The following is a 13,511-nucleotide window of genomic DNA, read 5'->3' as shown; positions in this document are numbered from 1 at the left end:
GGGCGTTTTGTTGACGGACTCGGCGGTCGCTACATCACAGCCGAAGATGTGGGCATGACGGAGAAAGATATGGAGTGGATATTCTAAGAAACAAAATTTGTAACCGGCATCCCGAAAGAGATGAGGAAAGCGGCGATCCGTACCAGCCTGTAACAGGGTACGGGGTCTACATGGGTATGAAGGCTTCGGCTAAACGAGCCTACGGCAGTGATTCACTTGAGGGAAACCGTTTGCTATTCAGGGAGCCGGATGGGTCGCATCTCATCTTGCGCACTACATCGTCGAGGAAATGCAGAACTTCATCACAGACATTTTTGAAGAGAGAGCCGAAACACGCTTGCTGAGCAGCAACGGCGCTGAAGTCTGTAAAACCGTGACGACATCTATACACTTCGATGTGGACATTCTTAGCCCATGCGCGTTCCGGCGGTATAGTGGACGATGACGCCATCGACTACCTGGAATGTGTGATATGATAGCCGGTGGAGCCAACAATATCCTGGACAATGAAGAGAAACATGGGAATGAACTGATCAAAAAAGGAATTCTTTATGCACCGGACTCACGTAATTCATTCCAGTGGTTTGATCAGACATTGCCGGCGAACTGGAAGGGTATAACGCGGGCATCTGGCAATGAGTAAAACATCCAGAATATACGATACCGTCCTGGAAATTTTTGATTACGCCGATGAAAAGAACATCCCGACTATTAGCAGCATCCAATGCTCTCACTTAAAAAGAGAATTGAATCTGTTGGAAAAGTCGGTACGATCTATCTCTTCAGAAAGTCATTTTTCAAAACGAAAAGGCGAGCAGTATCTGAGAGACAGAGCATAATTCTCTCAGCACACGACCCTGGGCTATTTCAGACTGAGCAGCCCGGTGAAAATCGGGTTGCTTTTTTTTATGGCAAAAAGTAAGATTAAACAACTCCTTCAACTCAAACCTATCTGACTTATCATGAATCGATTTTCTGCTACCTGGTCACTCATGAAGAGTTCACTAACCATTCTCTTTGAAGATAAAAGAATGTTGCTCTTCCCTGTATTTTCCGGGGTTTGCACCCTGCTGATAAATTTACATTTATAATATCCCCTTCTGTTTTACGGGCGGGCTAAGTTCTATCGGCATATTTGAATCACTCTCCGATACGATGATGTTTTTCACTCTTTATGTTCTACTACCTGAACTACTTCATCATTATTTTTCTTTAATTCGGGTGCGATTCTGTATGCCATTCAACGTGTGCAAGATAAAGAGCCTACATTCGGTGGTGTTTTTAACGGTAAGAAACCGGCTGGCCCATCTTCTCGGGATGGACTGCGATTCCAGCAACTCTGGGAATAATCATCAACGCCGTTGAAAATCAATCTGATTTTATCGGCGGGCCTTTGATAGCCGGCTTGATTGGGCTAAGCTGGACGGTTACCAGTTTTCTCGTATTTCCGGTTCTGGTCATTGAAAGAAAGGGCCCATTGAATCGCTCAAGGAGTCGGCCGGGAATGTTGAAAAAGATGGTCGGGATGAGCCGCTGATTGTAATGCCACTTCAGCTTCGGGTTGATTTTTGCGGATTTTATTGGTCAGTGCAGCAGCTCTATCACCATCCCCTGCTTTTGCTTGGTGAAATATCATATTTATCGGATACAGGTGCTTATCCTCTTTGGGCTGATTCTCGGTGTTTTTCAATGGATTCTTCAATCAATTTGGCAACTCTGTATCTTCATGTGCGTGAAGACCAGCTACCGGCTGATTCTCAAAAGCACAAATTGACCAGGCCGTCAGATGGGTGATGACCGATTTATTGACGATAACTTGCACTGCCATTGAATTACTCCAATTTTTATTAGACCAATATCATATGTCACTCAAAAAGAAGTTCAAGTTCAAAGATCGTTTAATCAAGGGATCGTTACCGGACAGACAGTTTAAAATCAGCGTAGTTAAACAACCGATGTTGTCCGAACTGCTCAGAAAAATCACCAACCTTTCACTGCTTAACACAATTCTGCTGGGTAAAACTCTTACCTCGGCCATGCTTCTCGCTTTGCTCCGAACTAAAGGGTGAGGAGCAATTAGATACGAATTGACGGTGACGGTCCGGTCGGAATGTTAACCGCCGAAGCCAATCGTGTGGGAGAAGTTCGCGGTTACTCTTCGGAGAAATCCGTCTATAGAGTTCGAACTATCAAAGAATCCGGATACTACAATCTCCGACGGTTCGGAGAACAGGGTGCTAACAGTTACCAGAACCTTACAATGAAGCGGGTCCGCACAAAGCTCATTGCATGATAAACAGACATGGATTCTGATATCACTCATTCTATGGCACAGTGAACAGGTGTCTCCTTACTGGATGTGAGCCTGAATGATGACGGTTTAGTAAATCATGCTGGCGGAGTTCTTCTGCAGCGACTTCCTGAAGCTGATGAAGAGACCGTTGAAAAACTTCAGGAGACACTAACAAAATTACCTCCGCTAAAAAGCTTGCGAACGATTATTAGGCTGAGAACAACGACATTATGAAGGTGGCAACGAAGCCATTTTCTGTAAAAGAGCTGGATCGCCAACGGTTATTTTGTGCCGCTGTCGCCAAAAAATTTAAAAACGCACTTCGATGCTCGGTTACGAAGAGCTGAAAGAGATGCCGGGAGAGAGCCAGGAAGTTGTTTGCAACTACTCAGCTGGAGTGGAAATATGCCGAGGTCGGTGGCTTAAAACACGAAGGCGAAAATGAATTAATAAGTTGAAAAATCAATCCGAGATTGTAATTGTAGGCGGAGGCTGGCGGCATCTCTGTTGCAAAAGCGCTCCGCAAATCCAACTGCAATACTGCTCTTGTAGACGAACGGAATAATGCATTTTTCAGCCTCTTCTCTACCAGGATCACCACTCCGCTCTCTCACGGAGACATAGCGGTACCCATTCGCGCTATTTTGGCGATGATAAAAATGTAGAGCCGTTCTGGTGAGGTCGTCTCCATAGATAAAGCCAAAGCCATTATTCATCTTGCCGATGACGGTTCTATCAAATTCGACTATCTCATACTCGCCCCCGGTGCTATACCCGACTTTTGGAAACGAACGCTGGAAAAGTCATGCTCCCGGTTGAAGACATTAAACCGCGCTCTCGTCCGTGAGCGCATTCCTCTCTTAGAAGAAGCCGATAAGCTTGATGACCCCCAAGTTCAAAATATCACATATGCTGTCATCAGCACCGGACCAACCGGAGTCAATCGCGGCGCAATTGCTGAAATCGCAAAACGAAATATGATGAGGGATTTCCCGAAATTTTAAAACGAAGAACGGAAGTTATCCTGATCGAAGCCGCCGGAAATGTTTTGAACGGCTCTGCTGGGTTTATCAGAATGAGAGCCAATCAAATCTTGAAGGAATGGGTGTGAAGGTCCTTTTGAATGATCCTGTCAAATCCATTCGGGAAGATGGCCGTGGATTTAAACTCATTTTGTGAACCCCAAATATTATTTGGCGGCAGGTGTAAAAGCATCGCCGCTGCTCAATCTTTAGAGTGTGAATTGGACAAAATGGGACGCGCATTTGTGGAAACATTTTTAAACATTCCGGATCACGATTCAATTTTGGTGATAGTGGGTGCCGCTCACGTTAAAGATGGGGGGTGGTGAACCACTCCCGGCACTTGCTCCCGTAGCCCTTCAGGCCGGCGGAATATCTTGCTGACTTGGTGAAGAAGCGAAACGGTCCAAAGTACTTCTCCTTGAATATGTAGACAAGGGTCAGATGGCGACGATACTGAAGAGCTAAAGCCGTAGCCGATATACGCGGGCTGAAATTCTCTCAGGATTCCTGGCCTAGGATGCTTCGGTCCGTAATTCACATCTTTTTTCTGATTTGTATTCAGAAACCGGTTCGGCGTTTTCGCTGAATGGATTTTCCATTATTTAACATTCAAGAGGGGAGTCAGATTGATAACGAGACGGGCCCGATACGTCTCAGACGGACAAGAATAAATCTTAATTATCAGTGAAAAAAGATCGGACTAAACGGCAAATGAAGATCCACATCCGCACGCTTCACTGGCATTTGGGTTTTCGAAGGTAAAGCCGCGTGCATCCAGACCGTCGGGTAGTCAATCACAACACCGTCCAGATACAGCATATGATCCGGCTTCACGATTACTTCCATTCCCTGTGTTTCCACCAGTTCATCTTCATCGGTGCGCGATATCAAATCCAAGCTTATAGCTTAACCCGGAACAACCGCCGTTCAACAGCTACACGCAGATAGAGCTCGTCATCAAGATTTTCGTCCTGTTTGATTTTGCGGACCTGTTTCGCAGCACGTCCGGTCAAGTTTAACGCCTTCTCCTTTCGAAAGCTCTTCAAACTGTTTCACGGAACTTCTCTTTCTGTGCCGACCTCTTTATCCGGCTCTTCATCTATCAGAGAGGCGATTACATCGTCTAAATTTTCATTTTCCTTAGCCATATATCGAAAAACAAATTTTTGCAGTTACCTCACAGAATTTGCAAAGGTAAAATAATAACCTTCTCCGATTTTCTGAACAGTTTCAGATATCCCGGCGCTCGCTGCAATTAACAAGAATTCTGGACGCACGATAGCTTGTTACGTTTATAAGCTCACGAAGAATTTTTGAACGTTGATTTCTCCGTATTCATTCAAATAGCGAAACAGCATCTGTTCATTTTTCCCATATTCAAACGTTACGCCCGTGCTTGAATACGGTTGTTTTAGAGTTTCTGTTTTGCTCATCGCTGGCCAGAACACTCTCATCCTGAAATCGAACAAAAACCTGCTCCGTTCTCTTTTTCCCTTTCAGGTATACCCGGTTTTGACGTTCATTCGGGCACCCCGCACAGCCATCACGCTCGGCGTCGGGCAGATGCACCAGTTCAATATAAATTTGAACGGGGCGGAACACATAAATTTCCTGAGCGGCTTCCTGGAGTCCAGATTCCTCCTCAAAATAGGCTCTTATGCCCGCAATCTGCTTATGTATTGCATGAACTCCAATAAGAATTGTGCCACCTGAAGTGTTGGCGGATGCAGCAATTTCTCTTGCAATTTTAGATGGTTTTCGTAACAGTTTTTTGAGAACTCTCAAAGTGTACCTTCGCCGGTTGGAGTGCGAATGTCGGAGATCGGAGGGGTTCATGTCTGAAATGACAATTTCTCCATTCGGCAGTTTCATATTGCTAATCTGATGTTACTGATACCGTTTTCAATGAACTGTTAGGAATGTACCTAATCATTTTTTCTCTTAGGGTTCCTCGTCATCAGCTCTTCAACGACATCCGAGGGAGGAATATTTTCGAATAGTACTTTGTATACAGCATTAGTGATCGGCATTTCCACATTATTCTTTTGCCCACTGACAAACTGATTCTGCTGTTTTTACACCTTCAGCTACCATGTTCATGCCGGATGTGATCTCCTTCAGGCTCTTCCCCTGACCAATATTATATCCGACGAATCTATTCCGGCTGTGCTGACTTGCAGGTTCACCAGTAGTATCGCCCATACCTGTTAAACCGGAAAAAGTCTCCATCGATGCTCCAAGTACTGCACCCATGCGTTTCATTTCGTGAAGCCCGCGAGTCATCAGGGCAGCTTTTGCATTATCTCCCAATCCCGCACCGTCAACAATTCCGGCAGCTATAGCCATAATGTTTTTTACCGCTCCACCAATTTCAACACCAATGATATCGTTGTTCAGATAAACGCGAAAACGCGATGTCATAAACGTTTCTTGTATAATCCGCGCCACACCTGGTCGTAATATGCCGCGGCAACAACAGCCAGTTGTGCCGTTATGCAGAGCCGCTTCCTCTGCGTGACTCGGCCCGGAACGCGCTCTTTGATCTTCCAGCACGGTTTCACTCAACACGTCCACCAAAATTTGCGATGGAGCCATCGGGCTATCTTTTTCAATTCCTTCTGCAACGCTGACTACAATTTCATTTCCTTTTTCAGGAACGGTTTAACATTTTCGGGCTACTTCTCTGAAGGCGTGCGAGGGTGTGGCAAACACAACCATATCTGAATCTTTAAGGGCTACTTCCAAAGAACGAGTTGCCTCTATAGAATCGGGAAGTTTTACATCTGTCAGGTAAGACGGGTTGATTTTATTGGTGTTAATTCCTTTAACGATCTCTTCTTCCCGCGCCCATATCGTTACAGAATATTTCTTTCCTCCCAATACAACAGCAATTGCCGTACCGAAACTTCCCGCACCAATGATGCTTATTCTTTTCATTTTACGACTCATTATTATTCAACCTTCCACTTGATGGCTTGAAGGACCCTATGCGGTTTTCCGTACCGTTTAGAAGACGCTTTATATTCCCTTATGTGCTTGATAATGATGCCAAATGCGATGGCGCTGCTAAATACAGATAATGCTGCCATCAATATCAAAAGTCAAACCATAGCGCGGATGCCCGGATTGGGAAAATGGATATATCAAGGATGCAAAATTGGTCCTACGGAGACATACCGGGTGCTGAACATCAGGATTCAGAAAAAGACCCAAAGAGATACTAATGGATACCGGTTCGATGTCCATAGAGACATACCGCATGCTGTAGCGGCACCTTTTCCGCCTTTGAAGAGTCGCATATAGCGGAAACGTGTGGCCGATTACCGCACCCATACCGGATAAGATGAGAAGCATAGCATCTACATCCCAACCTTGATAAAAACTTACGGGCCCGTCACCGATGCTGTACGCCAACTGACTGATAACAAGTAAGCAGAAGAGCAGACCTTTTCCGCAAAATCGAAAAGAAGCACAATGGGTACCTGCTTTCCATCCCAGTATTCGAAATGTGTTGGTTGCCCCGGCATTGCCGCTGCCATGTTCGCGTATATCTACCTTATAAAATATTTTACCCATCCAGAGGGAGCTAGGGATAGACCCGATAAGGTAGCAGAGAATGAATACAACAAGTATGGATAGCATGGAAGCGGTTCCTAAAGATCAGGGTTAATTTTCAGCCTATTTTAAAAGAAATCACTTTTGATAAAAGCTAAACGTGGCGCTCGGCATGATATGAAGAGCGTACAGTGGTCCGCTTTCTACATGTTCAATGCCCAGCTTTTCGCCAATCTCTTTGTATTCCGCAAACAGATCGGGATGAACCCACTCCACTACCGGATGGTGCATTTTTGTTGGCTGCATATACTGGCCGATGGTAAGAACGTCTACATTGTGATCTACACAATCCTGCATCAGTTCGATCACCTCTTCACGTGTTTCTCCCAAACCAACCATGATACCGGTTTTGGATCGGACACCCTGTGCTTTTACTCTTTTTAAAAGCTCCAGTGATCGCTCATATTTAGCTTGTGGGCGAACAGTTCTGTAAAGCCTTGGAACAGTTTCAAGGTTATGACTCAGAACATCAGGAGGAGTGTCGATCACGGTTTGCAGTGCATCCCAGGCTCCTCTGAAATCCGGAATTAACGACTCGATGGTTACTCCGTCAATCGTCTCGCGAAGTACTTTATGACATTCAGCAAAAATTGGCGCTCCGCCGTCTTTTCGCTCATCCCTGTTCACAGATGTAAGTACTACATGCTTTAATTTCATTTTTGCCGCAGCATCTGCTACACGGCGCGGTTCATCCCAGTCGAGGCCCTGAACCGGACGTCCGGTCTTAACAGCGCAAAAAGAACAGGAACGTGTACCAAACATCACCCAATATCATGAATGTAGCTGTACCGGCACCCCAGCATTCACCCATATTTGGGCATCGGGCCTCAGAACATACCGTATTCAGGTTATTATCGCCGAATAGTCTCCAGAAACCTCTTTAAATTTCTCGCCTGATGGCAGCTTAACGCGCAACCAGTCCGGTCTGCGCTTTGAGGGTCCTTCTTTATCTATAATTTCAAGTTCTTTAATCATAACACGTTCTGTCTTCGCCGTTCCTCGGCCTTCAATTTGAGTGAGTTAAGGTAAGAAAATTGTTGCTCTGGTTCAGGTTTTTGCACCTTAGGATTTAAGACAACATTGAAAACATCACTAAAGTGCTTTTTCAGAGAGTTCTTTACATTTTCGGGCTCTATCCGGTCTCCGGTCAGATCAGATAGACTGGTGACTGATTTATCACTTATGCCGCAGGGTACAATGTGATCAAAGTAGGTTAGATCCGTATTTACATTGAATGCAAAACCGTGCATGGTCACCCATCTTGAGCATCGAATGCCCATTGCGCAAATTTTTTGCTGACCAACCCACACTCCCGTCAGCCCCTCAATTCTTCCTGCTTCTGTTCAGAAAATCTGCACAGGTTCGAATAATAACTTCCTCTAAAAATCTGAGGTATTTGTGAATATCCGTGAAGTGCCTGTCTAAATCGAGAATTGGATATCCTACATTTGCCCCGTGCCCGTGATATGTGATGTCACCACCGCGGTCAATTTCAATATATTCCGCATCGATTTGTGCAAGCTCCTCGGTAGCTTTCAGCATGTGGGATGAGCTGCCGCTTTTGCCAAGCGTGTAAACGTGAGGATGCTCAACGAAAAGGAGCATATCATTTTGTGTATGCTCATCCAAGAAGGCCGTCACGAATTAATCTTTTTCGTGTAATTAATCCGTTTTGCAGCTCTTTTTGAAGATTCCACACAGGGCGATAGGAAGCTTTGCCCAAGTCATATACATCGATGTACTTCATCATAACCGAAAAGATAATTAAAATTCTGCATAATTAATCTTTCCGGATGATGACCATCTCTATCAAATAGAAAAGTGAGTTTTGAAAATCTATAAGATGTCGTAGTACCCTTTAAAATTCGGGTATCGCATCTTCAATACTTCGTATGTAAAACGAAGCGGTTAACCATTTTAAACTAACCTATTCTTGAATTTTGAAAAAAATCGGCAGCGAGTACTGCACTCTCACAGGTTTCCCGCGCTGTAAGCCGGGTGTGAATTCAGCCGTTTTAATAACTCGCAGTGCCTCTTCATCGCAACCTCCACCAATACCTCGAACCACTTTCGGGTCGACAACCTTGCCGGTTTCATCCACGATAAACTGAATGTGCACGCGACCTTCAATTCCGGCTTTTCGAGCTCTTTCGGGATAGCGGATCTGTTTCTGCAAATCCATCAGGTCTCCTTTCAGCTGAGGCATCTCCTCAACAAATACAAAAAAGTCTTCCTCTTCAGCCTCTTCTTCTTCCGCAGCTGACGGGGGTGGGGGTGGTGGCAGTCTGCTTTCTGAAAACAGATCCAGTTCTGAATTGATATCAATGTTAACATCTTCAATAATTTCATCATTGGGTACTTCTACCGGAACCGGCGGACGTGGTGGCGGTGGTATATCAGGCTGTTGACGGGTCTGAACAATCTCCTCCACCATCACCTCTTCCTGTGTATCAAGCACAATGTTTTCTTCCTCTTCAGCCGGCATGAAATCAATGCGGAACAGTATAATAAAAATCACCAAGGCAAGAATAAGGCCTGTTTCCCAAAGTATGGTGTAGTAATTTCTCAGATCTATATTACTATTCTTATTCCCCTCTGGCCGGGTTTTCTATTCATTGTTTTCATGTCCAACCTCTCATTTTAGTGATCTTTAAATCTTTTCGTGGTTATTTTTTATTTCTCTCTGTATTAAAAATACCATCCAATTATTAAGAGTTTATGTAGTTTACGTAATAACATACCTTTTTATCCTAAATAGACCCAATACAAAAAAGGCAGGTCGTTAAACCTGCCTTAAAATCACTTAAATTAATAAGTTATGAAATATTAGAAATCAGCTAAAACAGCGCTTATTTCTTCTTCGGCTTGGAACCGAGGTGAACCCCTTCACCACACGCTTCGGCAACTGCTTCCATCACCGCTTCACTCATGGTTGGGTGAGGATGAACCGCACTGATTATTTCGTGGCCAGTTGTTTCGAGATCGCGAGCTACAACAACTTCAGCGATCAGTTCGGTTACATGCGAACCGATCATATGGCATCCGAGCCACTCACCGTATTTCGAATCAAATATAACTTTCACAAAGCCCTCTTCATGACCCAATCCGGCAGCCTTGCCGCTTGCAGAGAATGGAAATTTACCAACCATTACATCGTATCCTTCCTCTTTCGCCTGCTCTTCAGTCATACCAACAGAAGCAACCTGAGGCTCACAATAGGTACAGCCCGGAATATTGTCATATTTTATTGGAATCGGATTTTCACCGGCTAGCTGTTCAACGCAAACTATTCCTTCGTGAGAAGCCTTGTGTGCCAGCCACGGAGCGCCAATTACGTCACCGATTGCGTAAATTCCATCTGCATCGGTTTTATACGTGCTTTTATCCACAACAATATCGCCTTTTTCGGTCTTCACACCTGCCTTTTCGAGGCCAATATTTTCTACATTACCTACAACTCCTACTGCAGAAAGAACTACGTCGGCTTCCACTTCTTCGGAACCTTTCTTAGTCTTAATAGTTACTTTTACGCCTTTACCTTTCTTCTCTACCTTTTCAACCGTGCTTTCGGTAAGAATGTTAATGCCTTTTTTCTTGTAGATTTTCCCAAGCTCTTTTCCAACATCTTTATCCTCAACTGGTACTACTGATTTTTGAAGCTCCACAAGCGTCACTTCTGTTCCAATGGAGTTGTAGAAATAGGCAAACTCAACACCGATAGCACCGGCACCGATAATCACCATTTTCTTCGGCTGTTTTTCGAGCTGCATTGCTTTTTCTGAGTCGATAATCATCTCACCGTCGATCTCCAGGTTTGGAAGCTGTCGCGGACGAGCTCCTGTTGCAATAATAAAATGCTTTGCTTTTACAGTCTCTTGCTCTTTTCCTTTTTCATCCTGAATAGCCAGCTCTTTATTCGATTTGAATACTCCGGTGCCGTTCAGAACTTCAATGTTATTCGCCTTCATCAGAAACTTAACGCCCTTGCTCATCTTATCGGCAACGCCGCGGCTTCGCTTTATTATCTTCTCAAAATTCGGAGAAATACTCCTTTACATCCACTCCGTAGTCGGAAGAGTGCGAAATGGTTTCCATCACTTCCGCTGAACGAAGCAGCGCCTTGGTTGGAATACAACCGATATTCAGGCAAACCCCGCCCAAAAATCTCTTTTCTACAATTGCAGTTTTAAAGCCAAGTTGAGAGGCACGAATAGCAGCTACATATCCACCCGGTCCACTTCCAATTACACAAACGTCGAATTCTTTTGCCATGTCGAATTAAGATCTTATGATTTCAATAATTATTGCAGAACCATCTTTTTTCCAAAAATTAGCCCTGCTGCTTAAATACCTATTTAATAGCACATAAAGTTACGGAATCTAATTCAGATAATTAAATTGATCATCTGCCAATTCACATCCGTAAATCATTCTGAAATACATTTTATTTAGAAGCACAATTTCAGCTATTTTAAGAGTTAAAACTATTCATCTAAAGGCCGGAATTATGCGCTTAACAACGACTATTTTTTCATTTGTTTTGATTTCACTTCTCACAGCCTGCTCAAGCCAGCAAACCAACATTGAGTCGCCAAACGGCAATAATACCATCGATTTCTTCCTGGATGAAGGTACGCCTTTCTACTCCGTTCAGCACCAGGGTAAACCGGTTATCGAAGCTTCACGGCTCGGATTTGAACTTCAGGATCTGCCCGCGCTCAATGACGGTTTTGAAATAACTTCTATTGAAAAATCAGATTTTGACCAGACATGGACTCAGGTTTGGGGTGAAAAAGAGGAAATCCGAAATCACTATAGCGAACTGAAGGTGAACTTACAGGAAACGCTTGAGCCAAATCGTGAACTCACCATTGTTTTTCGCGCGTATGATGACGGCATCGGTTTCCGCTATGAATTTCCGGAACAGCCAAATTTGCAGGAGTTCAACATTATGGATGAACTCACTGAATTCAATATGACAGATGATCACGAGAGCTGGTGGATCGGTGCTCTCCAGTGGAACCGATATGAGTATCTGCCTGAACATACACAGCTGGCGGAGGTAGACACGGTTATAACGCCTTTCACCATGAAGACCGATGACGGACTTCATCTTGCTTTACATGAAGCCGCACTGGTTGATTACTCAACGATGAACATTGAACACACCGGTGATAACAAACTGAAAGCCAATCTGATACCATGGCATGATGGTGTTTTGGTTCGCGCATCAACTCCCTTCGTAACACCGTGGAGAACGCTTCAAATTGGGGAAACTGCCGGCGACCTGGTTGAATCGTACCTGATTCTGAATCTGAATGAGCCCAGTAAAATTGAGGATACCTCCTGGATTGAGCCTGCCAAATATGTCGGGATCTGGTGGGAAATGCATCTGGATAAATCAACATGGGGCTCCGGACCCATTCATGGAGCAACCACAGAAAATGCCATGAAATATATCGACTTTGCCGCAGAGCACGGGTTTGACCATGTACTGGTTGAAGGCTGGAATCCCGGCTGGGACGGCGACTGGTTTGCTGATGGTGTAGTGTTCGATTTCACCCGGCCCATGGATGACTTTGACCTCGAAAAAGTTGCCGAATATGCACTCGATAATGGGGTAAGGCTGATGGGACATCACGAAACATCCGCTTCTGTAGAGCACTACGAAGGCCAGATGGAAGAGGCCTTTCAGCTTTATAAAGAACTGGGGGTTCGGGCTGTAAAAATGGGATATGTTGGCCACGGACAGGAGATTTTCTGGACTGATGAGGATGGCAACCGGAATTATGAATGGCATCACGGACAGCATATGGTTCGCCATCATCAAAGAGTAGTGGAGCTGGCAGCAAAGTATAATATATCCCTGAACGTACATGAGGGCGTAAAAGCTACCGGACTTCGCAGAACCTGGCCGAACCTGATGACCAGAGAGGTTGCCCGCGGACAAGAATATAATGCATGGGGCAGCGGAGAGAATGTGTGGAACGGCCCCGGAAATCCACCCAATTATGTAACTATTCTTCCTTTCCACCGAAATCTTGCCGGCCCGTTCGATTATACTCCCGGAATTGTAAACTTGTATTTCGATGAGTATAAACCGGACAATCGAATCAATCACACGCTGGCAAAGGAGCTCGCGCTTTATGTGGTGATCTACAGTCCGCTGCAAATGGCTGCTGACCTTCCGGAACATTATGAAGAGCGACCGGATGCACTGCAGTTTATCAAGGATGTGCCCGCCGACTGGCACGATACACGGGTTCTGAATGGAGAGGTTGGCAAATACATCACAACTGTTCGGAAAGACAGAAACAGCGAAGACTGGTATTTGGGAAGCATCACGGATGAGGAATCCCGTGAGTTTTCATTTACACTCGATTTCCTGAATGAAGGAGATTCATATATCGCCCAAATCTATCGTGACAGTGAGGATGCCGACTGGGATTCAAATCCATATGGGTTTGTTGTTGAAGAGATGGAAGTGGACTCAGAGACTGAATTTACTGTAAACCTGGCTCCCGGCGGAGGTCAGGCCGTGCGGTTTATGCACGTTGAAGAGTAGAAGGTAATTCAAC

General features: G+C 44.8%; 17 protein-coding genes and 4 pseudogenes. 10 read left to right on the top strand and 11 right to left on the bottom strand.

Annotated elements, in window-relative coordinates; all coding sequences use genetic code 11:
- Window positions 1-74: 74 nt before the first annotated feature.
- The 4 genes from U5K35_RS17770 to U5K35_RS19865 all read left to right on the top strand — a co-directional run bounded on the left by U5K35_RS17770 (window position 75) and on the right by U5K35_RS19865 (window position 1,537).
- Complete coding sequence (locus U5K35_RS17770) at window positions 75-344, top strand: hypothetical protein (RefSeq protein WP_322572862.1); 270 nt, start codon at window positions 75-77, stop codon at window positions 342-344.
- Window positions 345-463: 119 nt separating this feature from the next.
- Window positions 464-643, top strand: coding sequence for a hypothetical protein (locus tag U5K35_RS17765; RefSeq protein WP_322572861.1), 180 nt, complete (start codon window positions 464-466; stop codon window positions 641-643).
- Window positions 636-839 carry a hypothetical protein gene (locus U5K35_RS17760; protein WP_322572860.1) on the top strand — a complete coding sequence of 68 codons (204 nt, stop codon included), beginning with the start codon at window positions 636-638 and terminating at the stop codon, window positions 837-839. Before U5K35_RS17765 ends, U5K35_RS17760 begins: the two co-directional genes overlap by 8 nt.
- Before the next feature lie 467 nt (window positions 840-1,306).
- Entirely contained in the window at window positions 1,307-1,537 is a 231-nt protein-coding gene (locus tag U5K35_RS19865) for a DUF6159 family protein (RefSeq protein ID WP_416221669.1), read from the top strand.
- Here U5K35_RS19865 and U5K35_RS17755 read toward each other — a convergent pair.
- Window positions 1,487-1,690 carry a hypothetical protein gene (locus U5K35_RS17755; protein ID WP_322572859.1) on the bottom strand — a complete coding sequence of 68 codons (204 nt, stop codon included), beginning with the start codon at window positions 1,688-1,690 and terminating at the stop codon, window positions 1,487-1,489. The genes U5K35_RS19865 and U5K35_RS17755 overlap by 51 nt on opposite strands.
- 172 nt (window positions 1,691-1,862) lie before the next feature.
- Between U5K35_RS17755 and U5K35_RS17750 the strand changes: the two genes are divergently transcribed.
- From U5K35_RS17750 to U5K35_RS17740, 5 genes are all read left to right on the top strand, one after another.
- Window positions 1,863-2,069 (top strand): hypothetical protein, encoded by a 207-nt coding sequence (locus U5K35_RS17750; protein WP_322572858.1) that lies wholly within the window; start codon window positions 1,863-1,865, stop codon window positions 2,067-2,069.
- An 11-nt stretch (window positions 2,070-2,080) separates the two neighbouring features.
- Window positions 2,081-2,293, top strand: coding sequence for an Hsp33 family molecular chaperone HslO (locus U5K35_RS19860; RefSeq protein ID WP_416221668.1), 213 nt, complete (start codon window positions 2,081-2,083; stop codon window positions 2,291-2,293).
- Between the two features lie 66 nt (window positions 2,294-2,359).
- Window positions 2,360-2,527: an Hsp33 family molecular chaperone HslO gene (locus U5K35_RS19855; protein ID WP_416221665.1), complete on the top strand. Its 168-nt coding sequence runs from the start codon at window positions 2,360-2,362 to the stop codon at window positions 2,525-2,527.
- Window positions 2,528-3,108: 581 nt separating this feature from the next.
- Window positions 3,109-3,297: a hypothetical protein gene (locus U5K35_RS17745; RefSeq protein ID WP_322572857.1), complete on the top strand. Its 189-nt coding sequence runs from the start codon at window positions 3,109-3,111 to the stop codon at window positions 3,295-3,297.
- Between the two features lie 146 nt (window positions 3,298-3,443).
- Complete coding sequence (locus tag U5K35_RS17740; RefSeq protein ID WP_322572856.1) at window positions 3,444-3,644, top strand: hypothetical protein; 201 nt, start codon at window positions 3,444-3,446, stop codon at window positions 3,642-3,644.
- Window positions 3,645-3,999: 355 nt separating this feature from the next.
- Here the strand turns inward: U5K35_RS17740 and U5K35_RS17735 are convergent, their stop codons facing one another.
- From U5K35_RS17735 to lpdA, 10 genes and pseudogenes are all read right to left on the bottom strand, one after another.
- Window positions 4,000-4,209 carry a hypothetical protein gene (locus tag U5K35_RS17735; RefSeq protein WP_322572855.1) on the bottom strand — a complete coding sequence of 70 codons (210 nt, stop codon included), beginning with the start codon at window positions 4,207-4,209 and terminating at the stop codon, window positions 4,000-4,002.
- An 8-nt stretch (window positions 4,210-4,217) separates the two neighbouring features.
- Window positions 4,218-4,364, bottom strand: coding sequence for a hypothetical protein (locus U5K35_RS17730; protein WP_322572854.1), 147 nt, complete (start codon window positions 4,362-4,364; stop codon window positions 4,218-4,220).
- Between the two features lie 331 nt (window positions 4,365-4,695).
- Window positions 4,696-5,190 carry a helix-turn-helix domain-containing protein gene (locus tag U5K35_RS17725; protein ID WP_322572853.1) on the bottom strand — a complete coding sequence of 165 codons (495 nt, stop codon included), beginning with the start codon at window positions 5,188-5,190 and terminating at the stop codon, window positions 4,696-4,698.
- 53 nt (window positions 5,191-5,243) lie between these two features.
- Window positions 5,244-5,664, bottom strand: a pseudogene (locus tag U5K35_RS19850) (NAD(P)H-dependent glycerol-3-phosphate dehydrogenase).
- A 315-nt stretch (window positions 5,665-5,979) separates the two neighbouring features.
- On the bottom strand, window positions 5,980-6,255 hold the full coding sequence (locus U5K35_RS17715; RefSeq protein WP_322572851.1) for an NAD(P)-binding domain-containing protein: 276 nt from the start codon (window positions 6,253-6,255) through the stop codon (window positions 5,980-5,982).
- A gap of 129 nt (window positions 6,256-6,384) precedes the next feature.
- A complete protein-coding gene (locus U5K35_RS17710) occupies window positions 6,385-6,960 on the bottom strand; it encodes a glycerol-3-phosphate acyltransferase (protein WP_322572850.1) in 576 nt (191 codons plus the stop codon).
- A gap of 67 nt (window positions 6,961-7,027) precedes the next feature.
- A pseudogene (gene lipA / locus U5K35_RS17705) lies at window positions 7,028-7,908 on the bottom strand (lipoyl synthase).
- Window positions 7,905-8,683: pseudogene (lipB, locus tag U5K35_RS19845) on the bottom strand (lipoyl(octanoyl) transferase LipB). The pseudogenes lipA and lipB overlap by 4 nt, the downstream one beginning before the upstream one ends.
- Window positions 8,684-8,860: 177 nt before the next feature.
- Window positions 8,861-9,451 (bottom strand): energy transducer TonB, encoded by a 591-nt coding sequence (locus U5K35_RS17685; protein WP_322572864.1) that lies wholly within the window; start codon window positions 9,449-9,451, stop codon window positions 8,861-8,863.
- 331 nt (window positions 9,452-9,782) lie between these two features.
- Window positions 9,783-11,205, bottom strand: a pseudogene (gene lpdA / locus U5K35_RS17680) (dihydrolipoyl dehydrogenase).
- Between the two features lie 235 nt (window positions 11,206-11,440).
- On the opposite strand from lpdA, the gene U5K35_RS17670 reads away from it, so the two are divergent.
- Window positions 11,441-13,498 (top strand): glycoside hydrolase family 97 protein, encoded by a 2,058-nt coding sequence (locus tag U5K35_RS17670; RefSeq protein ID WP_322572844.1) that lies wholly within the window; start codon window positions 11,441-11,443, stop codon window positions 13,496-13,498.
- Window positions 13,499-13,511: the final 13 nt, after the last annotated feature.

This window comes from Rhodohalobacter sp. (assembly GCF_034521535.1).
GTDB lineage: Bacteria > Bacteroidota > Rhodothermia > Balneolales > Balneolaceae > Rhodohalobacter.
The sequence above is the reverse complement of the archived record's forward strand: the minus strand, read 5'-3'. Positions and strand labels throughout refer to the sequence as shown.